The 25,016-nt window shown below is 50.9% G+C and carries 17 protein-coding genes; 12 read left to right on the top strand and 5 right to left on the bottom strand.

Going from position 1 to position 25,016, the window contains the following annotated elements; translation table 11 throughout:
- Positions 1-3 precede the first annotated feature (3 nt).
- Genes B5D63_RS07800 through B5D63_RS07820 form a run of 5 tightly spaced genes read left to right on the top strand, consistent with a single transcriptional unit; the run spans position 4 to position 7,560 of the window.
- Complete coding sequence (locus B5D63_RS07800) at positions 4-3,516, top strand: acetate and sugar kinases/Hsc70/actin family protein (RefSeq protein WP_078668150.1); 3,513 nt, start codon at positions 4-6, stop codon at positions 3,514-3,516.
- A 10-nt stretch (positions 3,517-3,526) separates the two neighbouring features.
- Positions 3,527-4,789: a hypothetical protein gene (locus B5D63_RS07805; protein ID WP_078668151.1), complete on the top strand. Its 1,263-nt coding sequence runs from the start codon at positions 3,527-3,529 to the stop codon at positions 4,787-4,789.
- Positions 4,782-6,344, top strand: a complete 1,563-nt coding sequence (locus B5D63_RS07810) for a hypothetical protein (protein ID WP_078668152.1) — start codon at positions 4,782-4,784, stop codon at positions 6,342-6,344. Before B5D63_RS07805 ends, B5D63_RS07810 begins: the two co-directional genes overlap by 8 nt.
- Entirely contained in the window at positions 6,341-7,018 is a 678-nt protein-coding gene (locus tag B5D63_RS07815; protein ID WP_078668153.1) for an OmpA family protein, read from the top strand. Before B5D63_RS07810 ends, B5D63_RS07815 begins: the two co-directional genes overlap by 4 nt.
- Entirely contained in the window at positions 7,015-7,560 is a 546-nt protein-coding gene (locus B5D63_RS07820; protein ID WP_078668154.1) for a retropepsin-like aspartic protease family protein, read from the top strand. Before B5D63_RS07815 ends, B5D63_RS07820 begins: the two co-directional genes overlap by 4 nt.
- 75 nt (positions 7,561-7,635) lie before the next feature.
- On the opposite strand, the gene leuB is transcribed toward B5D63_RS07820, so the two are convergent.
- From leuB to B5D63_RS07845, 5 genes are all read right to left on the bottom strand, one after another.
- Positions 7,636-8,709 carry a 3-isopropylmalate dehydrogenase gene (gene leuB / locus B5D63_RS07825; RefSeq protein WP_078668155.1) on the bottom strand — a complete coding sequence of 358 codons (1,074 nt, stop codon included), beginning with the start codon at positions 8,707-8,709 and terminating at the stop codon, positions 7,636-7,638.
- 10 nt (positions 8,710-8,719) lie between these two features.
- Positions 8,720-10,243, bottom strand: a complete 1,524-nt coding sequence (locus tag B5D63_RS07830; RefSeq protein ID WP_078668156.1) for an alpha-isopropylmalate synthase regulatory domain-containing protein — start codon at positions 10,241-10,243, stop codon at positions 8,720-8,722.
- Between the two features lie 18 nt (positions 10,244-10,261).
- Positions 10,262-10,858, bottom strand: a complete 597-nt coding sequence (gene leuD, locus B5D63_RS07835) for a 3-isopropylmalate dehydratase small subunit (RefSeq protein WP_078668157.1) — start codon at positions 10,856-10,858, stop codon at positions 10,262-10,264.
- Between the two features lie 37 nt (positions 10,859-10,895).
- Entirely contained in the window at positions 10,896-12,299 is a 1,404-nt protein-coding gene (gene leuC / locus B5D63_RS07840; protein WP_078668158.1) for a 3-isopropylmalate dehydratase large subunit, read from the bottom strand.
- 500 nt (positions 12,300-12,799) lie between these two features.
- The gene (locus B5D63_RS07845) at positions 12,800-13,585 is read right to left on the bottom strand and encodes a DeoR/GlpR family DNA-binding transcription regulator (RefSeq protein ID WP_235021480.1); all 786 of its coding nucleotides are present in this window, start codon (positions 13,583-13,585) and stop codon (positions 12,800-12,802) included.
- Between the two features lie 341 nt (positions 13,586-13,926).
- Here B5D63_RS07845 and B5D63_RS07850 point away from each other — a divergent pair, with 341 nt between their 5' ends.
- From B5D63_RS07850 to B5D63_RS07880, 7 genes are read left to right on the top strand one after another with little or no spacing between them, the layout of a single operon-like run.
- Entirely contained in the window at positions 13,927-17,094 is a 3,168-nt protein-coding gene (locus B5D63_RS07850) for a SusC/RagA family TonB-linked outer membrane protein (protein ID WP_078668159.1), read from the top strand.
- A gap of 24 nt (positions 17,095-17,118) precedes the next feature.
- Positions 17,119-18,666, top strand: coding sequence for a SusD/RagB family nutrient-binding outer membrane lipoprotein (locus B5D63_RS07855; RefSeq protein ID WP_078668160.1), 1,548 nt, complete (start codon positions 17,119-17,121; stop codon positions 18,664-18,666).
- 2 nt (positions 18,667-18,668) lie between these two features.
- A complete protein-coding gene (locus tag B5D63_RS07860; protein WP_078668161.1) occupies positions 18,669-20,921 on the top strand; it encodes a glycoside hydrolase family 20 protein in 2,253 nt (750 codons plus the stop codon).
- A gap of 44 nt (positions 20,922-20,965) precedes the next feature.
- The gene (locus tag B5D63_RS07865) at positions 20,966-22,285 is read left to right on the top strand and encodes a gluconate:H+ symporter (RefSeq protein WP_078668162.1); all 1,320 of its coding nucleotides are present in this window, start codon (positions 20,966-20,968) and stop codon (positions 22,283-22,285) included.
- Positions 22,286-22,306: 21 nt separating this feature from the next.
- Positions 22,307-22,771 carry a RidA family protein gene (locus B5D63_RS07870; protein WP_078668163.1) on the top strand — a complete coding sequence of 155 codons (465 nt, stop codon included), beginning with the start codon at positions 22,307-22,309 and terminating at the stop codon, positions 22,769-22,771.
- A gap of 54 nt (positions 22,772-22,825) precedes the next feature.
- Positions 22,826-23,863 (top strand): sugar kinase, encoded by a 1,038-nt coding sequence (locus tag B5D63_RS07875; protein ID WP_078668164.1) that lies wholly within the window; start codon positions 22,826-22,828, stop codon positions 23,861-23,863.
- An 11-nt stretch (positions 23,864-23,874) separates the two neighbouring features.
- Positions 23,875-24,945, top strand: coding sequence for a dipeptidase (locus tag B5D63_RS07880; protein ID WP_078668165.1), 1,071 nt, complete (start codon positions 23,875-23,877; stop codon positions 24,943-24,945).
- Positions 24,946-25,016 lie beyond the last annotated feature (71 nt).

Raw genomic sequence — 25,016 nt, forward strand, 5'->3', positions numbered from 1 at the left:
GTTATGAGCAAGATATTCCGTTTGCATTCCGGTGCAGGAGAAAACGTGGAACACTGGCAATCGGCGCCGGGACATTTGTCAGATAATTTTATTAATTCAATAGAAGATCCCGCCGGCTCCAATGCCAATACTCAGATAACTTCTATTCCATCGCCCTTTGCACGCATGGACCTGGTAAGAACAGCCTTCCGGTACGTTGCAGGCAGAAAAGAACTGGATGGGGTGACCATTTATCATCGCATGCTGTCTGACTGCCTGGATGTGGCGGAGATATTTTTTAACATAGAAGCGCTTCGTGATAAAATTGAGATACTGGAGTGGAATGCAGGTATCATCAGCAATGGCGGTGAACTGGGCGTAGATCCCAATAGTGAACTCGGACAATTATTGCATGCGGAGAACCCGAAGCACCGGTTGCTGGGAGAAACACTGAAAATGTATCTTTTCCAGGACCAGAAGGCATTCAATTTCTCAGACCTGAAACATTGTTATTTGCTGAATTACAAGCAGGGCCCGGAAATGATCAACATTATCGGAGGTACTTCGCCCGCGACACTGTTTTTTTCCTCTGCCAACAATCTCAGTTTTGTAGATATACGCTTCGGAAACGACCGGGTGTTTGATAGTCAGTATTGCCCATTACATAAACGCAGCAAAGATTTTATTGTTTTTTTCTACCAGCTGAGAAATACTTTTTCTGCTTTTTCGGATAAGTTCCCGGATATCAATAGCTACATGGACCAGTGTTTTGAACTGCTGGACAACACATTGAAAGATCGTATCCGCACACTGCAACCGGGAGGTTATGATACCAACTACAACCGGATTGCAGTAAATACAGAAGGGAACAATGTGGAAATACTGGGGCTGCCGCTGAGGGCTAAAAATTACAGCGCGAAAGCTGGAAATGATGACAATGATTTTATCATTGCAGCTACCCGGGTAGTGGACGGCCTGGTACCCTGTGTGCTGCCAAATGAAGCGTTTAATGATCCTTTACAATATGCTGGTGGCATATGGCAGCATAACTATCATGAGCAGGTGCCGGCTTACGATGCAAGACCACTTTCGGAACGCACACTGCCTAATCAGGCTCATGTCAAATATCCTTACCTCACGGTCAGTGACCTGCTGGAACCCTACCTGATTAAAGTACCTTATCCACTCGACACCAACCTTTTTTTTGATGGTAACTACGAATGCACCCTGAGCTCCAAAAAGGATCACGGGTTTATTTTACCACTAAAAAAGCAGTTCTTCGAGTATTTTTCTATTCAAGACCTGCAAGGCGTTACCGTGGATGGGAGGAAAATGATCCAAATGACCGATATGCCGGGAGGTATGAAAGTTACCTTGAGAATACCCATCCAAAAAAACCGGTATATACAATTCTCGCGGCTTTATAGCAACAACAGGATGCAGGATACAGTGCCACAGGTGGAAGGTAGGGATAACAAAGGTATTGTTATAGATCATCAGATTACGATGGCCATCTATCCGTTTATCCGGTTAAAAGATGGAATAGACCCACACTACCGGGTAATGATGGTAGACAGGGATGTGGCGGCGTTGACAAGGCATCAGCATTACTCACTTTCTTTTTACCGGGAAAACAATGTGGCCGCCTCTCTGAAAGTGGCCGATGTGCGCCGGCGAAGCGATAAACACCAGGAGTCCGGCGTTTCCTCTGCATACTACATCCTGGAGCAAAACTTTGATTTCGTGGAAGTGGCCAATAACCTCGCTAAAGGGTTGATAATACCCCTGTTTAAGCCTCAGCCGGTGGCTTCTAAAACATTTAAGTTCGCTATCGATTTTGGTACTACCAATACGCATATTGAATATAAATCCGGAAATGAAGAAGCCCGTGCATTTGATATAACGGAAAAAGATGCACAAATGGGCACTTTGCATGCTCCTTCCAGAGAAACGGAGGAGGCATTGATGAATCCTGTACATGGATTCAGTGCCAATAAGCTGGTGCATATCATCAGCGAAGAATTTTTGCCTTTGGTGATCGGACAACAGACGCAATATAAGTTTCCCCAACGCACTGTGGTGAACGACAACGGAATATTTAATCCTGAAGAATCAAACTACGCGCTGGGAGACTTTAATATTCCCTTCTGGTACCTGAAAGAAGCTCCCATGGGAGCGAGCACGATTACGCCTAATCTGAAATGGATTGACTTCAGGAATGATAAAAGATTTGAAAAAAGAGCAAAAGGTTTTCTTAAACAATTATTGTTGATGATCCGCAACAAAGTGTTGCTTAACGGCGGAGACCTGAATGCTACTGAAATTGTCTGGTTTTATCCATCCAGTATGCCTCAGTACCGGCGCAATTTTTTGCATGCCTCCTGGCAGAAGTATTACCAGCGTTATTTTGGGAATCAGCCACGGCTATACCGGATGTCAGAGTCCTTTGCTCCGTTTTATTACTATTATCATAAAGAAAACGTCAGGCCGCATGACCGTCCGGCTGTTAGCATTGATATCGGTGGAGGTACTACGGATATTGTTGTGTACAAAAGTGAAAAACCTGTACTGCTGACTTCTTTCCGCTTCGGCGCCAACGCGTTGTTTGGTGACGGATATGGTAATACCAGTCAGTTTAATGGCTTTGTGCAACACTACGAACAACCAATACATGAAGCACTGTCTGCCACCCATGCGAAAAAGCTGACTCAGGTTTATAATGAACTGAAACAAAGCAACTCCAGTTCACTGGAACTCATTGAGTTTTTCTTCTCCCTGGAAGATAACCAGCTAATCCGTGACAACAGGATTTCCTTGTCCTTCTCCCAAATGCTGGAGCAGCACCAGGAATTTAAGATCGTCTTTGTCTTGTTTTATGCTGCTATTATTTATCACGTAGCCAGGCTTATGAAAACCAAAGGGCTGCCTATACCAGAGTATATCACATTTAGCGGTAATGGCTCTAAAGTAATAAAACTCGCTTCCAGTGGCGATAACCTGAACACACTGTTGGCTTATACCAAAATGATCTTTGCAGACATTTACGAGGTGGAACAATCTCCCCAGATTGAATACCGGTTTTTCAAAAGCCCCAAAGAGATTACCTGTAAAGGTGGATTGGAGTGTAAAGATTACCAGGCGTTTGAATTGCTGGAGAATGAAATCAGGACGGTGCTTATCGGAAACGATCATATCAGCACTATTCCCGGCGCTTCCCTCCCGTATAGCGGTATAGAAAACAGTGAAGTGGTCGGTGCGGTAACTTCGGAAGTCAGTGCTTTTATAGACCGTTTTTTTAACTGGCACTCCCGCTTCAACTACTATAATAATTTCGGGATCAGTCCCCGCCGTTTTAATGAGTACAAGGAATTACTAAACAGCAAGATCAAAGTGGACCTGATTAGTGGTATAAAAGAGAAGCTGGAGGAGGTAAATGATAATGTGAATATCAACATTGAAGAAACCCTGTTTTTTTATCCGCTGATCGGTGGCATTAACCGGTTGGCGAACAAAATTCAACATGATAATAAGAACTAATATCATCCAAATGCTGAAGTATTTCATCTGTATGGCGATGCTGTTGACATGGGCCGGGAAATGCATAGGGGCAGACAGGGAAAAGCTGATCACGGCAAAGGAGTACTTAAATGCCAAAGTAACCTATATTATTCTGACCGAATATGTGGAAAATGGTCATGCTGGCCTCCGCCCACAATTGATGGAGTTAAAAAGTTTACTCGATTTGAATGTAGTTGCTGATGCCCCGGCTTATGAGAAATGGAAAGAGGAAGTAGTCAGCAGATTTAAGAGTGCTCCGGTAAAGGTTTGTAATTTTATTGATAGCATCGACATAGACCAGTTCACTGGAGAACACGATGTGCTTGCAGCTACTAAGTTGGTTGACACCGTTTTGGAACGCGCTAAACAGAGATATCCCGAATATAAGGCGGAACTGGACAGCAACAAGGCCCTGCTGGCGCAGCAGGTGGATGAGTTTATGAGAGGGAGTGAAGCTGTAAAGTCCGGTGCAGTGCTGAATCCGGCTGCCAACACGGCCAGCGAACGTCCGGTTGTAGGCTCAACAATGTCGCCTGGTTTCTTCAGTATGCGGCACCTTTCTTTCTGGAACGTGCTGGCCATTCTGCTGGGACTCACGGCAATTATACTACTATTGTTGAGCCGGGGGAAAATAGGGAAGGAGCTGGACCACCACAGGTTGTTGCTGGATAAGGTAGGAGCTCCGGATCAGCCCAAAGGCCTTGCCGGCGCCATACCGGAAGGACAAAATGCCTCTTCAAAACGGAACGGGTCGGCTATGCCGGATAAAAGAGCGCTGGAGAACTACCTGAATGACAGCGAAGCCCTGAAAAACATGTCCAGGGAATTGCACGACCTAAAGAGAGAGCTCAGCGACATCAAAGAGAAGAATAAAAACACCCCGCAAACCCAGCCTGCGCCGGTGGCGCCTGTCCAGCCGCAGCCGACAGTAGTGAACGACAATGTTTTTTTTATGGCGGGTCCGGTGGATAACTACTTCCCCACCAACGCCAAGTCCATGAGCAAGGAAAATACAGTGTACCGGTTTATCGTAAAAGACAACGGGCAGGAAGCTACCTACGAAATACATACCTCCGGCGCGCCGGTCAATGAAATAGTGAGTATGCGGGAGCGTTATATAGTGCCTGCCTGTAATGAAGATAATCTCCCCGGCGCCAGCGTCAGAAGTATTAAAACCACCCGGTCCGGAATAGCGGTGCTGGAAGGCGACAAATGGACTATTAAAACCAAAGCAAGTATCCGTTATGAGTAATCTATTCGAAATATTTGAATACGCAGGGATTGGAATCATCATTTTTTTTCAGTTTAAGGTTTTCTTAAAAACTTACCGGCGGATCAATATCTTTAAAAATATTTTTCCCGAAGTCCGGCAGTTTGAGGTGAAAAACTATGGCATTGCTCCCCGTTTCCTGGCACTGCCACCCTGGAAGGTGCTCGCAGAACTGGACAGTTATGCGATGCAAAGTCGTCCGCCTGTGGAGGAAGAAGAATTGGTCAGCGCTAATGGTATTGTGGCGCTTCCGGCGACTTACAAAGAAGACGACCGGGTATTCATTGATCTTATACGGCTGGCGAATGGCGGTAATATTGTTACTTCCAGGATTATTTATGCTATTAATACTTACCTGATCCGCAACAGAGGGGTGGCCTCCGATTTTCACCTGATCAAAGACGTGGTGGAACGGCATACCGATGCAACGGAAAGCGATATCAATCAAACAGTATCTCTGCCGTTATATCTTGGGCTGATGGGTACCTTTTTAGGTATTTTCCTCGGTCTCTTCCAGTTAGCAGGGGTAGATCTGACCAAATCCAACGAAGGAATCGAATCCTTACTGGGTGGTGTGAAGATTGCCATGGTAGCCAGCTTGTCCGGGCTGTGCCTGACGGTGTTGCATACCGGCTATTTTTTTAAAGGTGCAAAGTCACTGGTTGAAGATAAGAAGAATGACTTTTATACCTTCATTCAGACAGAGCTATTGCCTTTGTTAAACCAAAACATTAACTCTACCCTGTTTTCCCTGCAGCACAACCTGCATAAGTTCAATGAGGAGTTTAAAGGAAATGTCGGCCGGCTGAGCGCTGCCATGGGTAAAAATTATGACGCGCTTATCGCCCAGGAACGCATATTGTCCACATTGGAAGAAATTGACATCAATGCTTTCGCCAAAGCCAATGTAGTCATACTGCGGGAGTTACAGAAATCCACAGAGAACTTTACAACATTTAATAATACCTGGGCGCAGGCCAACGAGTTTGTGAATAACGCGAAAGGCTATACCGAAAAGCTAAATGTGATGATGGCGCGCTCTGATGATTTTCATGAGCTGGGCAAACAACTGATGACCGTTTTTGCGGAAAATAAACAACTTCAGGCTTTTTTACAAAGTCACTACAGTAAGCTGGAAGAAAGTAGTCAACTGGTAAATGGCGCAGTCAATCAAGTGGCTGACAGCCTGGGAGACAGCCTGGAGAAAATGGAACGCTTCACACATGCTAAAATCAGCCAGTTGCAGGATCTTATGTTAAAGGAGTATGACCTGATGCAGCGTGAACTCCCCGACAGATGGAAGAAGCTCGACCATCTGGCACACCTGGAAGCGGTCAATAAAGTACTGAACGAGATCAAGTCCGGTAACCAGGAACAGATGAGCCGTCTGAGCACTGAGATGAATGCTGTGAACAAGAAAATGTCCGGCACACTGACGGTGTTGGAAAAAATCAATGAGAAAAGCAGCCCGTCTGTTACAGTGACGTTGAAACAGGCGTTTGGAAGACTATTTAACGGCAAAAAAAGTGCATCATGAAATCTGGTAAAAATGATTTCTTCTGGCCCAGCTATACCGATTTAATGACCAGCCTTTTCTTTATTATGCTGGTATTATATGTACTCACCTATGTCAGGTTGGACAATACCATCAAGGTACAGGAGAAACAACTGCAGATCGTGAAGACAGTGCAGGAGAACCTGAAGCCGCTGAGAGAAGATGCTACTACATTTAATTATGAGGATACTTTCAAACGCTATAAGCTGGCGTTCGATGTTAAGTTTGTAAAGAACCGGTTTGGCATCAATCCGCAGGAGCTGGAAGAATATGAAACAACGATACATAAAATTGATAAAGCCGGAGAAAAACTGAAAGCTGTTATTGACAGTTTACTGGCTGTGAAAAAAGAAGCCGCTGCGGCCAACAAGGAAGATCTTAAGAATATGTCCTATATACTAGTGGTGTCAGGATATGCATCCCGGACCGGAGACGAGTATCACAACTACCAGCTGAGTTATGAAAGAGCATTGAGCCTCTGGAGGCACTGGCGTGATAAAGGCATCGATTTTGAAACCCTGAAGTATGACGGGCTTATTGATCTTCAAATAGCGGGTAATGGCTGGGGAGGTGTAGGACGGATGAAGGACGAGTTAGCAAATCAACGGTTTCTGATTCAAATATTTCCTAAAATACCGGATTTGGAACGAAAATGATCAAGCATCTTTATATAGTACTGATTATAGGGGGAATGATATTATTGTCTGGCTGCTCAGGATGTGCTAAATCCGGGCGTTATGGTCAGCAAGGTTCCCGGCAGAAAGAAAATGACAGGCACGTGGCCCCGCCGGTTTCTCCGGTAGCGACAGGAGGCAGAACAGTGGTAAAGATGTTAAAACAAGATGGCGTTTATACGATTCCCGTGAAGGTAAATGGTACTGATATGTCTTTCATATTCGATACTGGTGCTGGCCTTATCTCTATTTCCAATGTAGAGGCGTCTTACCTGTACAAGCAGGGAACCTTGACGGCGGACGACATTGAAGGGCAAGCTAAATATGTGGACGCCAATGGAGATATCTCTGTGGGGACGATCATTCGATTAAAGGAAGTGGCCATTGGCGACCGGAAGATTCATAATGTTAAAGCTTCGGTGGTGAACAATACAGTGGCTCCACTGCTCTTTGGACAGTCGGCGCTGGAGCAGTTTGGAAATATCTCTATAGACTATAAAAAAGGGACGATCACGTTTGAATAGGAGAATAAAGTTTTCATAAAAAAGCGAATAACAATAATTGTTATTCGCTTTTTTATTTTTCTTACGATACTATCGTTAGATATGTTTTAGCACTTCTTCCCCAATAGCATCGGTGCCTTTGATCATATCGGCCGGCGTTTGTGCGTTGGCGATATCCCGGGTACGGAAGCCGGCTTTCAGCACCTGGTCTACGGCAGTGATCACTGCTTCGGATTCCGCTTTCATGCCGAAGGAGATGTCCAGCAGGAGGGCGGCGGAGAGGATAGACGCCAGCGGGTTGGCGACACCTTTGCCGGTGATGTCGTGCGCGGAACCGTGGATCGGTTCGTAAACGCCGGTACCGTCGCCAACGGAAGCCGAAGCCAGCATGCCCATGGAGCCGGCGATCTGGGATGCTTCGTCGGTGAGGATGTCACCGAAGAGATTGGCGGTTACCACTACGTCGAAGCGGCGCGGGTCTTTGATCAGCAGCATGGCGGTGGCATCCACGAACTGGTGTTCTACTTCCACGTCAGGATATTCGGGCGCTATTTTCTGGATCACTTCCCGCCACAGTCGGGAGGTCTCGATAACGTTGGCTTTGTCAACGGAGCAGAGTTTTTTACGGCGGGTGCGGGCGGCTTCAAAAGCTTTGCGGGCGATGCGCTCTACTTCGAAACGGCTGTATTCTGCGATGTCGAAGGCGGTATCGCCGTTGTTTTTACGGCCTTTGTCACCGAAGTAGATGTCGCCGGTCAGTTCCCGGAAGAAGAGGATATCGGCGCCTTTCAGGATCTCCGGTTTGATGCTGGAAGCGTCGAGCAGTTCGTCAAACAGTTTGATAGGGCGCAGGTTGGCGTAGAGGCCCAGTTCCTTGCGCATTTTCAGCAGTCCCTGTTCCGGCCTTACTTTGGCGGAGGGATCGTTATCGTATTTCGGATGACCTACAGCGCCAAACAGGATGGCGTCGGAGGCGCGCATTTTGGTCAGCGTTTCGTCGGGCAAAGGGTTGCCGGTGGCTTCTATGGCGGCGTGGCCCACGAGGGCTTCGTCATAGGTGAACGTGTGACCGAAGCGGGCGGCGATCTTGTCCAGTACCTTTTTGCCTACGGCTGTTACTTCCTGTCCGATCCCGTCGCCGGGAACAATTAAAATATGTTTGGTTGCCATGATAATAATATCAGATTAAGTTGAGCATTTTCTGGGTGGCTTTGATGGCAGACACGGTCTGGTCGCTGTCCAGCCCCCTTGTTTTAAACTCTTTGTTGCCGAAGCTCCAGGTGATGATGGTTTCGCACAGAGCGTCACTCTTACCGCCGGGAGGAATATGCACGGAGTAGTCCGTGAGTACCGGCAGTTCCCGTTTTTTCTTTTTATAGACGATTTTCAGGGCGTTCATAAATGCATCGTACTGACCGTCGCCCTGGGAATGTTCTTCAAACAGTTCTCCTTCCACGGATATTCTGAGTGTTACAGAAGGATGGAGGTTTTTGGAATGGGTGAGCACATAGTTTTCTATTTTCACCTTTTCTTCTATCCGGCTGCTGTCGAGGATATCCGAGATGATGTAGGGGAGATCGGCCTGGGTAACGACTTCTTTTTTATCGCCCAGTTCTATGATGCGCTGGGTGACTTTTTTGAGGTTGGCGTCGGACAGCTGTATGCCCAGTTGCTGCAGGTTGTTTTCGATGTTGGCCTTGCCGCTGGTTTTACCGAGTGCGTATAGGCGTTGCCGTCCGAAACGCTCCGGCATCAGGTCGCTGAAATACAGTTTGTTCTTTTTGTCGCCGTCGGCATGGATGCCGGCGGTTTGGGTGAACACGTTGGCGCCTACCACCGGTTTGTTGGCCGGGATACGGATACCGGAGAAAGTCTCCACCAGTTTGCTGGCGCTGTAGAGTGATTTTTCTGAAACGGCAGTTTTTACGCCGGGGAGAAAATCGTTGAGTACAGCGATGGCGCTGGCGAGGGGTGCGTTGCCGGCCCTTTCGCCCATGCCGTTGATAGTGAGGTGGATGCCGTGGGCACCGGCTTTCACGCCTTCCAGTACGTTGGCGGTGCCGAGGTCGTAATCGTTATGGGCGTGGAAGTCGAAGTGCAGCTGCGGATAGCGCTGCACCACGTCGCTGATATATTCCTGTACTTCGCCGGGGGTGAGTACGCCGAGGGTGTCGGGGAGCATCACCCGTTTCACCGGCTGGTGTTGCAGGAAGTCGAGGTATTGATATACGTAGTCGCGGGAGTGGCGCATACCGTTGCTCCAGTCTTCGAGGTATACGTTGCACTCCAGTCCTTTTTTGCGGGCGAGGGCGATGACTTCGCCTACTTCCGCAAAATGTTCGGCGGGCTTTTTCTTCAGCTGGTGGGTGAGATGGTTAAGGGAACCTTTGGTGAGAAGGTTCATCACTTTGGCGCCGGCCTGCAACATCCATTGTACAGACACGTCGCCGTCAACGAAGGTGAGTACTTCCACTCTTTGAAGGAGACCGTGCATCTTCGCCCATTTGGTAATGGCTTTCACGGCCGCCAGTTCGCCTTCCGATACGCGGGCGGAGGCAATTTCTATTCTGTCCACTTTCACTTCTGTGAGCAGGACCTGGGCGATGGTCAGTTTTTCCGAGGGGGAAAAGGAGACACCGCTGGTCTGTTCACCGTCGCGGAGGGTGGTGTCCATTATTTCAATGTAGCGCTGCGGTACTGGCATAAGGCGGATGAATTAACGTTAATACATGCTCTTGGCCGCGAAGGTTTTGATGTCTTCTTTCATGGCCTGCAGATAGTCGATATCGTCATAACCGTTGGTCATGTTGTGCTTTTTGTAGCTGTTGATATCGAACGATTCACTTTCGCCGGTGGCGGAGATGGTGATGGTCTGCGCCGGGAGGTCTACTACCAGTTCCGCTTTAGGATCGGCTTCTATGGCGGTGAAGATCTTATGAAGGAACTCCGGGCTTACCTGTACCGGCAGGATACCGATGTTGAGTGCATTGTTTTTGAAGATGTCGGCAAAGAAGCTGGACACTACGCAGCGGAAACCATAGTCGTAGATGGCCCAGGCGGCGTGTTCGCGGCTGGAGCCGCTGCCGAAGTTTTTACCGCCGACCAGTATTTTACCGGAGTAGATCGGGTTATTTAAAACGAAATCATTTTTCGGAGAGCCGTCGGCGTTATAGCGCCAGTCACGGAACAGGTTGTCGCCAAATCCTTTGCGTTCGGTCGCTTTCAGGAAGCGGGCAGGTATGATCTGGTCGGTGTCCACATTTTCAATCGGCATTGGCACTGCTGTGCTTTTGAGGACCGTAAATTTATCGTAAGCCATGTTGTTGTTTGTGTTGTTAGAAGATGGTAGAGGGGTGTCAGATCAGTTCGCGCGGGTCGGTGACTACGCCGGTAACGGCAGCAGCAGCGGCTACCAGCGGGCTGGCGAGCATGGTGCGGGAGCCGGGGCCCTGGCGGCCTTCGAAGTTGCGGTTGCTGGTGCTGACAGCGTATTTGCCGGCCGGGACCTTGTCGTCGTTCATGGCGAGGCAGGCGGAGCATCCGGGCTGGCGCAGCTCGAAGCCGGCGGCGGTGAGGATATCCAGGATGCCTTCCTCACGGATCTGTTGCTCTACGATGTGTGATCCCGGTACGATCCAGGCGGTTACGCCTTCTGCTTTTTTACGTCCTTTTACGACGGAGGCGAAAGCGCGGAAGTCTTCTATGCGGCCGTTGGTGCAGCTGCCGATGAATACGTAGTCTACTTTTTTGCCCAGCATCGGCTCTTCTTCCTGGAAGCCCATGTATTGCAGGGATTTCTCGTAGCTGGCGGCGCTGCCACCGGCTTCCTGTGCCACGGGGATACGCTGGGTGATGCCCATGCCCATACCGGGGTTAGTGCCGTAGGTGATCATCGGTTCGATGTCGGCGGCGTTGAAAGTATATTCTTTATCGAAGGTGGCGCCTTCTTCTGTTTTTAATGTTTTCCAATAGGCGAGCGCGTTATCCCAGGCAGCTCCCTGCGGGGCTTTCTCGCGGCCTTTGATATAAGCGAAGGTGGTTTCATCCGGCGCGATGATACCGCCACGGGCGCCCATTTCAATGCTCATGTTGCAGACGGTCATACGGCCTTCCATGCTCATCTGCTCAAATACTTCACCGGCATATTCCACAAAATAACCGGTGGCGCCGGCGGCTGTCAGTTGAGAGATGATATAGAGGGTAACGTCTTTAGGGGTAATGCCCTTACCGGTGGTACCGGTAACGGTTATACGCATTTTCTTCGGCTTCTGCTGCATGATGCACTGGGAGGAGAGTACCATTTCCACTTCGGAAGTGCCGATACCGAAGGCGATAGCGCCAAAGGCTCCGTGGGTGGAGGTGTGGGAGTCGCCACATACGATCGTCATGCCCGGCAGGGTGATACCGTTTTCCGGTCCTACCACGTGTACGATACCGTTGCGGGGATTGCCCAGCCCCCAGTGGGAGATGCCGTATTTAGCCGTATTGGATTCCAGCGCCTTCAGCTGGTTGGCGGAAAGCGGGTCCTGTACCGGCAGATGCTGGTTAATAGTGGGGGTATTGTGATCGGCTGTTGCAAATGTTTTTTCGGGGAACATCACGCTCAGTCCCCTGTTTTCCAGGCCCAGAAAGGCTACCGGGCTGGTTACTTCATGAATGAAGTGACGGTCAATAAACAACACATCAGGACCGTCTTCGATTTTCCTGACCGCATGCGAATCCCATACTTTGTCAAATAAGGTAGCGGGTATTTTGCTCATTTTCATAATTTTAAAGGTAGGCGCTAAATTCTTAAAAAATCTCCAGATATTTTTATGATTGTCATATTTTTTCTAAAAAGAAGTGTAAAAAGATGATTATTGTTTGGCTTTCAAAATATGTCTGTTTGTTTTAAAGTGTTGATTATTAGTGTTATAGTAAAATTACTGTGCATGACAAAAGCAGCCAGGTAAGATCAAAAAGTCAATAGTGATTGTCATTTAAGTGTCATGAATATGGTGTGGGGTCCTGAAAGCAGTGGGTAGGGGGCGGGAAAGAGAAAGGGACAAATAGCAATATCGACATCATAAAGTAACGGACTACCCTAAACGAAAGGGCTGTGAAGGGTTCCATTGGCGGATGTACGTTGGCGGGGCCGGGAGACTGCATTTGGGATCAATGCCTTTCTCCGGGCGGGCAGTGGCATGCCCGCCCCGGGAAATATTCTATAAAATGTCAGTTGCCTATCCGGTGCAACGGCGGTACGGCTGTTCGGCGTGACCTATAAAATTTCCAGGTTCTTGGCTTTATACCCCTGCAGGGCTTCGCTGCCGGCTGGCAGTTCGGTAATGAGGTAATGAATATCCTGAAGATCGGCGATCTTCATTTTCATGGAGCTGTTGAGCTTTTCTGAAATAGCGAGGATGGCCACTTTGTCGGCGGCCTTGATCATGGCTTTTTTCACCTGGATGGTTTCCCAGTCGGCATCGGTAAGGCCGTTGACCGGGTCGATAGCGTTGGTACCAATGATACAGAGGTCGGCTTTAATATTGGACAGGTACTCGAATACTTCGCCGCTGACGGTCATCTGGCTGTAGGCGGAGATCTGTCCGCCGATCACGATGGTTTTGATCATGGGTTTGTCCAACAGTTCCACGGCAGAGAGTACGTTGACTGTAATAAAGGTAGCCCTTAGGGAGGGTGGTATTTTCTTAATGAATTCGCGGATGGTAGTGCCGCCGCCGATGAGCACGATCATGTCGTCCCGCAGCAGTTGCAGTGCTTTTTCGGCAATGACCAGTTTGTTGTTCTGCGCATAGGTCTCCGACTCATGGCCATAATGATAGGCAATGGACATGGCGCCCCCCTTTATCTTCACTACTTCCCCGTCGTCCGCCAGCTCGTTCACGTCCCGGCGGATGGTGTCTTCCGAAACATTGATCAGGCTCACCAGTTCACTGTAGGTAATCCGGGTATGGATGTTTACCTGCTGAATGATAAGCTGTTTCCTGGACTTTTTGGTGAGGGAAACCGGGGGTATCTGGTCCTGTGTGTTCATACTATCCATAGCATCTGATAAATTCAAAGGGTGATGATAGACAAAAAAACGGGCATATGCAAAAAACGCACCGCTCCTTTTTCGCATGGCCATAACATGGGTCTGCAACAAAAATAACAGAACCAATAGAATTTTGCACTTTTGGAAAGTAAATAATTTTTCTGCACTTTTTGTATTTAGTATAATTGTTGATTATTAATAGTTTATATTGATATTAGCTTTTTGTTACGCTTATTTTTTGCATGTTGACTGCAAAATAATGACGAATAATTTGCAGTTTTCGCAAGAATGCCTATTTTTATCCCTGTAATTTCCGCATTATTCGAAGAACTAACTATCAACCAAACCACATGATGAAACATATCATAACCGTGGCCAATTTTCCGAAGATATTCCTGCCACTCCTGGGCCTGTTATTTTCTGTCTGTAGTTATGCCCAGTCTGATCTGGTATCCGGGACCGTGACCAGCGCGGCCGACGGACAAAAAATCATCGGCGCCTCGGTGTCGCTCGTCGGCGCCAAAGGCATCGGCGCCCTGACCAACGAAAACGGTCAGTTCTCTATTAAAATACCTTCCACCGTAACCGGCGACATCACCCTCGCAGTGACCTTCATCGGCTTCGACCGCCAGGAGGTAAAAGTGTCCAAAGGTCAGTCCAACATCAGCATCCGGCTCACAACCAATACCAAAGCGCTGGGTGAACTGGTGGTAACGGCCCTGGGTATCAAAAAAGAGAAAAAAGCACTCGCCTATGCCGTCACCGAAGTAAAAGGCAGCGACTTCACACAGGCCCGCGAAATCAACGTGGCAGACGCACTCACCGGTAAAATCGCCGGCGTGAACGCCTCCAGCCTCGCCAGCGGCCCCGGTGGCTCCAGCCGTGTCATCATCCGCGGCAACGGCTCCCTCAACGGCGACAACCAGCCGCTGTACGTGGTAAACGGTATGCCCATCGACAACACCACGCAAAGCACCCTCACCAGCGGCGCTTCCAACGGCCTTAACTATGACCGCGGCGACGGTATCGCAGGCATCAACCCCGACGATATCGAATCCATCACCGTACTCAAAGGCGGCCCCGCTGCTGCCCTCTACGGCGCCCGCGCTTCCAACGGCGTGATCCTCATCACCACCAAAAAAGGCGTGGCACAGAAAGGCATCGGCGTAGACTACAACACCACCTTCACCATGGAAACACCGTCCATCATCCCGGACTGGCAATATGAATACGGCGCCGGTGAAAAAGGTAAAAAACCTACCACCAAAGCGGAAGCTATCGCCGCCGGACGCCTCTCCTGGGGACCGAAAATCGACGGCAGCAACGTGATCCAGTTCGACGGGGTGGAACGCCCGTACGCCGCACAGAAAAACAACATCAAAAACTTCTATAACACCGGCAATACCTTCACCAACACGCTGGCGTTCTCCGGCGGCAACGATAACACAAAATACCGTGTATCCCTGTCCGATATGAATAACCGCAGCCTGGTGCCCAGCCAGACACTCAATAAAAAAATCGGCTCTGTCAGCATATTCTCTAACCTCGGCAAACGCCTGACGATCGAAGCTTACGCACAATACAACGTGGAAAAAGCCAAAAACAGAAGCAGCGTTTCCGACGCGCCAGGCAACGTTAACTGGGGCACCTATATGATCGCCAACACCGTCGATATCCGTCACCTCGACCCAGGGTACGACGCCAGCGATAAGGAAGTGGAATGGAACCCTTCCGGCTTCGCCTCCAACCCCTACTTTGTAGCTAACCGCTTTCGTAACAACGATGACCGTAAACGTTTTATCGGTAACGCCAGCATCAAATACAACCTGCTGGACAACCTCTTCGTGCGCGGTCGTGTAAGCCATGATTATCTGAACATCAACTACACCGGTATTGTACCTACCGGTACGCTCTTCGCTCCGAAAGGCCTCTACCAGCAGTACAATACCATCGCCACTGAAACCAACGGCGAACTGACCATCAACTACCAGGGTAAACTAAGCCGCGATCTCGGCATCACCGCCATGCTGGGCGGTAACAGGCGCAAATCCCTCTCTGACGGGACTAACCTGAACGGTACCGATTTCTTCGCACCCGGTTTCTACGACCCGTCCAACGTCGTAAGCCTGAACACTACCAACGTGAACCAACGCCAGGCAACCAACTCCGTGTTCGGCTCCGTAGACCTGTCTTTCAAAGATCTGCTGTTCCTGACCGCCACCGGCCGTAACGACTGGTTCTCCACGCTGTCGCCACAGAACAACAATATCTTTTATCCTTCCGTGGGCGCCAGCTTCCTGCTGTCTGAAGCAGTGAAAATGCCTTCCTGGATCAACTACGCCAAAGTACGTACCTCCTGGGCACAGGTGGGCGGCGCTACCCCGCAGCCTTATATCCTGAGACAGACGTACTCAGTACTGTCCGGCGGCGGCCACCTCGGTCAACCGCTGCAGACACCTACGCAGACGACCTCCCAGGGCAGCGGCTCCGGCCTGCTGCAGGCGCCCAACCCGAACCTGAAACCACTGGTGTCTACCACCTTTGAAGCAGGTATCGAAGCGCGCATGCTCAACAACCGCCTCTCCGCAGACATCACGGTGTACAGCCGCAAAACCACCAACGACATCATGCAGGCGGCCATCTCCCCGGCATCAGGTTATAACTTCGCCATCCTCAACGTAGGCGAAATGAGCAACAAAGGCGTGGAAGTATTGCTGACAGGCGTGCCCATCAAACAGAAGAACTTCTCCTGGGACATCAGCTACAACATGGCCTACAATAAAAATGAAGTGATGAAACTCACCGAAGGCATCAGCAGCCTGCAGCTGGACGTGAGCGTTAACAGCTACGCCTATATTTTTGCGGACATCGGAAAATCCTACAGCACCATCAAAGGCTTTAAAGTACTGAAAGATGCTGCCGGCAATACCGTATATGACAAAGCTACCGGCTATGAAATGCGTACCGGCCTCACCGACCTCGGCACCGGCGTATCACCTTTCTCCGCCGGTATCACCAACAACTTTACTTACAAACGCTTTAACCTGAGCTTCCTGATCGACGGTAAATTCGGCGGCCACGTATATTCCGCTACCAATCTGTACGCTACCCGCTTCGGCCTGAACAAGATCACCCTGCCCGGCAGAGATGGCGGCCTGACCGTGAACGGCGTAGACCAGGACGGTAAACCATTTACCAAAACCTTCACCTACGAAACCGGTCTGCAGGCATACTACGACAACTACAAAAACCTCTCTGAGAAATTTGTATACGACGCCAGCTTTATCAAACTGCGCCAGGTGGTACTCAGCTACAATATCCCGGCAAAAGTGTTTGCCTTCGCCAAACTGCAGGGCGCTACCGTGTCCTTCGTAGCAAGGAACCTGTTGATCCTGTATAAGAATGCGCCTAACATCGATCCGGAATCCACCTTCAGCAACTCCAATGCACAAGGTTTTGAAATGTTCGGTGTGCCCCGTACACGGAGCTATGGCGTAAACCTCCAGGTAAAACTTTAGTTCATTCTTAAAATTGATCAGCTCATGCAACGTATTGCCAGATATAAATTCATTTTGCTCTTAGGGATGGTGCTGGGTTTTGCCTCCTGTGACAAAGACTTTGAAGCGCTCAACGTAAACCCGAACGCTTCCGAAAAACCAAACATCGATTTGCTGTTCACACAAAGCCTGCTGAAAGGCAGCCTCCCGCTGGACCGCGCCTATTTCTTCACCTCTTACCTGCATTGCGGTACTTACATCCAGCACTATGCCATCGCTAAAGAGATGGCCGGTTCCGGCGCCGGTGATAAATATGCGGTGAACGATTTTTACCAGAGCTTCTACTACCGGAACGTATACACGAACACCATGACTACGCTGGCGGAGATCATCGAAGCGGCACAAGGTCCGGAAAATGTGAACAAACTCGCAGTGGCGCGCCTCTGGAAAGCACTGCTGATGCAGCGTATCACCGACCTGTATGGTGATGTGCCCTACAGCGAAGCTACCCGCGGCAAGTACGACCTGTTTCAGCCTAAATACGATCCGCAGGAAGACATCTACGCCGGCCTGCTGAAAGATGTGGAAGAAGCCATCAAATCTTTTGACGCTGCCAAACCCACTTTCGGTAATGCCGACCTGATCTACAAAGGCAACATCGCCCAGTGGAAAAAATTCGGTTACTCCCTCATGCTGCGCCTGGCCATGCGCACTACCCGCGCTACCAGCACCAAAGTGGTAGCGAAAGACTGGGCACTGAAAGCAGTAGCCGGCGGTGTGATCACGGAAGGAGCAGACAACGCGGTCGTGAGATATTCCAACGGTCCGCAGACGTATAACAACAATCCCATTGCTTTTGAACTGGTAAACCAGGACTATGTGCCTTCTTCCAAAGGCGCCAGCAACCAGGAATGGGGCAAATTCAGCAAAACGTTCATCGACTTCCTGAAAAGCCATAATGACCCGCGGCTGGGCGTGGTGTCCGTTGTCTGGACCAACGGCAATCCGGATACGACCGCCGCTTTACAGAAAGGCATGGCCAACGGCACCGACGTGAAACCGGCCAACCCGGCTTCCTACTCTGAGCCTAACCCGGCTACCATCCTGAACTATGCTTCCCCACTGCTGGTGATGACCAACGCAGAGATGAACCTGCTGCTCAGTGAAGTAGCGTTGCGCGGCTGGAGCTCCGGCGACAAGGCGCAACTGTATGCCAACGGCGTTACTGCCGCGCTGCGCAACTGGAGCCTGTTCGGGGCTGCCGGCACCATCGCGCCGGAACGCATCAGCCAGTACGTGGCCGACAACACCCTTAATACCGGTGGTTCTTTCGACGCGCAGATGGAGCAGATACACACCCAGTTCTGGGTAGCGCTGCTGCTCGACGAACAGGAAGCATACGCCAACTGGCGCCGCACCGGTTACCCGGTACTGGTACCGGTGAAATATACCGGTAACGTAACAGGCGGCACCATCCCGCGCAGACTGCCTTACTCCCAGACAGAGCAGGGTATCAACGGCGCCAACTATAACGATGCCGTAAAAAGACAAGGTGCTGATGTATTAACAACCAGAATTTGGTGGGATAAATAATTATGAAAAGAGTATTCCTGTTTTCTGTACTCATAACAGTTCATACATGCCTCCTCGCTCAAAGGAAAAGGGTTGCCGCTCCGGCAGCCCTGATTCCTTTGCCTGTGGCAGCCTCCTGGACCGCCGACAGCGCTTTTATTACCGCTCACGCGGAAATAAAGGCTATGCCCGGCCTGGAAAAAGACGCCGCGCTGCTGAAGTCGTATATGGGGAGCGTTAGTGACCGTGCGGTAAACGCTCGTACATCCGCTGCCGTTACCCTGTCCGTCGATTCCGTGGCGGTGAAACAGCCGGAAGGCTACCTGTTGCAGATAACGCCGCAGCAGGTAAAACTGACGGCGCATGACGCCGCCGGTATCGGTCATGGGATAGCCACCTTACGGCAGCTGTGGAAGCCTGCCGCCGGCGGCGGACTGATACTGCCGGGAGCGATGATCACCGACTACCCCCGCTTCAGATACCGTGGCATGCACCTCGATGTAGGCCGTCATTTTTTTTCGGTGGACTATCTCAAACAGTTCATCGATCAGCTGGCATTGTACAAGTTCAATAATTTCCACTGGCACCTCACCGATGACCAGGGATGGCGTATAGAGATCAAAAAATATCCCCGGCTACAGGAAGTGGCCGCCTGGCGCGACCAGACCATGATCGGGCATAAAAAAGAACTGCCGCACCGTTTCGACGGAAAAAAATACGGTGGCTATTACACGCAGGAACAGGTCAAAGAAGTGGTGGCCTATGCCGCCGCCCGGCATATCAACGTGATCCCCGAGATAGAAATGCCCGGTCACGCATTGGCCGCTCTGGAAGCTTTCCCGTCATTGGGATGTACCGGTGGCCCTTACAAAACCGCACAGTTCTGGGGTATTTTCGATGATGTGTTCTGCGCGGGAAAAGACAGTACCTTCTTTTTCCTGCAGGACGTGCTGGATGAAGTGATTGCGCTGTTCCCTTCTTCGTATATCCATATTGGTGGCGACGAATGCCCCAAGGTGCGATGGAAGCAATGCCCGGCCTGTCAGCAGCGGATGAAGGCAGCGCACCTGGAAGATGAAAATGCGTTGCAGAGTTATTTTATCCGCCGTATCAGTGATTATGTCAACAGCAAAGGCCGCAAAATTATCGGCTGGGACGAGATACTGGAAGGAGGGCTGGCGCCCGGCGCTACCGTGATGAGCTGGCGCGGCGTGGAAGGCGCTGTGTTGGCGGCCAAACAAAAGCAGCAGGTGATCATGACGCCGGAAGAAGAGCTGTATTTCGACCACTACCAGTCCTTATACCCCGAAGAACAAACCGCAGCGGCCGGATATACGCCACTGGAAACGGTGTATGGCTACGAGCCGCTGGTGGCTGCCGGCGATACGGCGCTGCTGCCTTACATCGCCGGCATCCAGGGGGGAATCTGGAGCGAATACCTGTCTACAGAAACAAAGGCCAACTATATGATTTATCCCCGCTTGCAGGCGACGGCCGAAAGGGCCTGGTCGCCGGCAACAGTGAGGGATTATAACTATTTCACACAACGCCTGACTGCGTTGACGGGTGACCGTTATACCACCTGGAAGGAAATCAATTACCGGTTGGACAGTGTTGGCCGCGGCAGCCTGTATGTGGCGCTGCATGCCCGTCAGCCGGGTGCGGTGGTCCGTTATACTACCGATGGGCGTGCGCCCGTGGCCGGTAGCCCGGTATATAAAGGCCGTATCCGGATCAGTCATAGCACTGTATTACAGGCGCAACTGTTTGTGCAGGGTAAACCTACGGGCCGGTTGTTTCGTCAGCCGTTTGAGGTGAATAAATCTACAGGCGCACAGGTAACGCTGCAGGACCCGCCGAATACCAAATACAACCATGATGCGGCGTTTTTGGTCAACGGCGTGGCCGGTACGCACCGTTTCAACGAGGGGCAGTGGCTGGGCTTCTCCGCACGTGACATGCATGCGTATGTGGACCTCGGCAGCGTGCAGGAAATCAAACAGCTGGGCATTAATGTGCTTAACTATCACTGGCAGAAGATGTGGGCGCCCACCTCACTGGTGTTTGAAGTGTCGGCCGATGGTAAAATTTTTGAGCGTGTAGCCGCCGCTGATAGTTTCCCGGTGAATGGTATTAACCAGGTACGGTTGACCGTAAAGCCCGTACCCGCAAGATATATTAAAGTGACGGCGGTCAACAAGGGGGTGATCCCGGCGGGAGAGTATGGAGCGGGTGGCAGGGCGATGATGCTGGCAGACGAAATTATTGTTAACTGATGCTGTGCGTATTGATTCCACGTTAGCATTACATTTTATACGGCATGGCATTTTTGATTGTTATTGTATGCATACTGTTGCTGATGGTGTTGGTAACACTCGCCAAATGCAACGTGTTTGTGGCTTTTCTGATCGTATCCGCGTTGGCAGGCTGGTGGCTGGGTATGCCCTTGCAGTCCATTACCGGCGCCATGCAAAAAGGCATCGGTGATACGATGGGCGGGCTGTTGATCATCATCATCCTGGGCGCCATGCTGGGCAAGCTGGTGGCGGAGAGTGGCGCGGCGCGGCAGATCGCGCAAACGCTGATTCGTTTGTTCGGTACCCGTTATATCCAATGGGCACTGCTGGTGGCCGGATTTGTCATCGGCATTCCCCTGTATTACGGGGTAGGCTTTGTGTTACTCGTTCCTTTGATATTTTCTGTGGTCTACCAATACAAGCTGCCGGCGGTATATATCGGGTTACCCACGCTGGCGGCTTTGTCTGTCACCCATGGCTTTTTACCGCCGCATCCTTCGCCGGTGGCGCTGGTGACGCAGTTTCATGCCAATATGGGTCTGACACTGGTATACGGACTGATAGTGGCTGTTCCTGCCATTATAGTGGCGGGGCCGTTGTTTGCCCGTTATCTGAAAAAGATACCTGCGTCGCCATCCCCGCTTTTTCAGGCGCAGGAAAATCAGGCGCAGCAGTTGCCCGGCGCGTTCAACAGTTTCTTCACCGCCTTATTGCCCGTATTGTTGCTCGTTATTACCACCGGGTTATTACATGCCGCCCCGGCGAATTCGCAACTATACGGTTTTCTCTCTTTTGCCGGCGACGCTTCGGTGGTGATGCTATGCTGCCTGCTGATCGCCACTTTTTCGCTGGGCATCGCGCAGCGGAAGTCACTGAAAGATATCATGAACATATACGCAGAATCGGTCAAAGACATCGCTATGGTGATGCTGATCATTGCTGGATCGGGCGCTTTAAAGGAAGTGCTGGCCAATAGCGGTGTAAGTGCGCGGATAGCCATGGCGATGAGCTCCTGGCATATCCCGGTGTTGGTGCTGGGCTGGCTGATGGCCGCCGTGATCCGTGCCAGTATTGGTTCTGCTACCGTGGCAGGCCTTACGGCTGCCGGTATGATGGCGCCGTTTATCGCTACCGGGCAGGTAGACCCCAATCTTATGGTATTGTCAGTAGGAGCGGGCAGCCTGATGTTCTCCCATGTGAATGATGCCGGCTTCTGGATGTTTAAGGAATACTTTAACATCAGCATAAAAGATACCTTCCTGTCATGGTCCGTGATGGAAACTATTGTAGGCATCATGGGCCTGTTGGGGGTATTGGCGCTCAACGCGCTGATCACTCATTAAGCATTTATTAAACCAGAATATATGGAAAGCAAAGCAGCAGAAAAATTAAAAGCATTAGGCCTGGAATTACCACCGGCGCCAACGCCCCTGGGCGTGTACAAACCTTTCCTGATCGACGGGAAGTACCTTTACCTGTCTGGTCACGGGCCGGTGCAGCAGGACAAGTCGCTGATCATCGGCAGGATCGGCAGCGAGCTCGATATGGAACAAGGCAAGCTGGCCGCACGGCAGGTGGGCCTGACCATGTTATCCACCATTCAGACGCATGTGGGACTGGAAAAGGTGAAGCGCGTGATCAAAGTGCTGGGCATGGTGAACTGTACGCCTGAATTTGAACGGCATCCTTATATCATCAACGGTTGCAGTGAACTGTTTGCCGCCATATGGGGCGAAGAGAATGGTATCGGTGTACGCAGCGCCGTAGGCTTCGGCTCCCTGCCCGACAATATCCCGGTAGAGATAGAAGCTTTGTTTGAATTGTATTAGGATGGCCGCAGCAGATGCCGGGGAAAATATTATCTTTCCCTTAAAATTTGGATCATGCAAAAGCAGGAGGAAACAACAGCAGTCAGGCTGGCGGCTTTCGGTGAATTTCTGCTGAGGCTTCACAGCAACAGCGGCAAACGTTTCGGTCAGTCAGACGGATATATTCCTTATTACGCCGGCGCGGAGGCCAACGTATGCGTACTGTTGTCCCGCCTGGGCATATCCACGGAGTATATCACACGGGTGCCGGACAACGACCTGGCCGTAACAGGACTGCAACACCTGAGAGGTCATGGCGTAGGCACCGGCAGGGTGGTGTATGGCGGCGACAGGCTGGGATTGTATTTTACAGAATCCGGTAACGGCATACGCCCCGGGCGTGTGATCTACGACCGTACCGGCTCCTCCTTTGCCACTTTGCAGCCCGGAGAGATCGACTGGGCATCTGCGCTGGCAGGCATCAACGTGTTTCACTGGTCCGGCGTGGCAGCAGCGCTATCCGCCAGCAGCGCCGCCGTTTGCGCAGAAGCGCTGGCAGCGGCACAGGCGGCAGGCCTTACCATCTCGTCAGATTTTAACTACCGCGCCACGCTCTGGAAATACGGGCAGCACCCTTCAGCGGTAATGCCTGCGTTACTGCAGCACAGCGATATGACGGTAGCCGACCTGGACGCGGTGAACGTGTATTACAATATTGAAACAGATAAACAGCTCCCGCCGGAGAAAAGATTCGAACAGTGTTATGACCAGTTGCGCCGGCATATGCCGAAGCTGAAAACGCTGGCCATGAGCTTCCGGAAAGTACAGGGCAACCAACTCATGTATTTCGGAGCGCTCGCACAGGACGACCGGTATTATTTTGCAGAAGGATTTACTGTTCCGCAGGTCACCGACCAGATCGGCGCCGGCGATGCTTTCACAGCAGGCATCCTGTTTGGCGTAATGAACCAGCACCCGCCGCAGCGGACCATTGATTTCGCCGTCGCATGCGGTACGCTCAAACAGAGCATCCATGGCGACTGGGCGCTGGTAAATGAACGGGAAGTGACCGACCTGATGGCCAACGGCCCTTCAGGACGAATAGTACGATAACTACTCTTATTATGTTTACGATTGATGCACACCTCGACCTCAGCATGAACGCCCTGGAATGGAACAGGGACCTGCGGCAGCCGGTAACGGCGATCCGCAAAAGAGAGGCGGGGCTACAGGATAAACCAGACAGGGAAAAAGGCGTTGTTGCTTTTCCCGAACTGCGGAAAGGTAATGTCGGCCTGGTAGTGGCCACACAGATAGGTCGCTATGTAGCGCCCGACAACCCATTGCCCGGCTGGCACTCTCCGGAGCAGGCCTGGGCACAGACACAGGGACAGCTGGCGTGGTACAAGGCCATGGAAGATGCAGGCGAAATGATCATGATCAAAGACCTGCCCGCACTGGAACAACACGTCGCCCTGTGGAACGACGGCACGCCCAATGACCGCAAACCTATCGGGTACATCCTCAGCCTCGAAGGTGCTGACTCGCTGGTAACCATCGATCATCTGCACAGGGCGTATCAGAACGGCCTTCGTGCGGTAGGCCCGGCCCACTACGGCCCCGGGCGTTATGCCAACGGCACGGATGCTACCGGTCATCTCAATGAACAGGGACGCCAGCTGATACGGGAAATGGAGCAACTGAACATGATACTCGACGCCACGCACCTCTGCGACGACGCTTTCTGGGACGCTATGGACATCTTCAACGGAGCGGTATGGGCCAGCCATAACAACTGCCGCGCCCTGGTGAATCACAACCGCCAGTTCAGCGACGAGATGATCAAAATACTCATTCAGAAAGGAGCAGTCATCGGCGGCGCACTCGACGCCTGGATGATGGTGCCCGGATGGGTGCGGACACAGTCCACCCCCGAAGGCATGCAATGCAACCTCGAAAAACTCATCGATCACATGGACCACATCTGCCAGATAGCCGGCAACGCCCTGCATGTAGGCATTGGCACAGACCTGGACGGCGCTTTTGGAAAAGAGCAATGTCCCTATGATCTGGAAACCATCGCCGACCTGCAAAAGCTGCCGGATATGCTGTCCAGGCGAGGCTATAAAGCTGCAGATATTGAAAACATCATGCATGGGAACTGGCTACGGTTCCTGCGTAAGGCATGGAAATAACGCACGCGATGCCTTTCACGCAAAGACGCTAAGTTTTTTATTTTTTATTAAGAGCGCAAAGGAGCGGAGAT

Origin of the sequence: Chitinophaga eiseniae (genome assembly GCF_900167135.1) — a bacterium.
GTDB lineage: Bacteria > Bacteroidota > Bacteroidia > Chitinophagales > Chitinophagaceae > Chitinophaga > Chitinophaga eiseniae.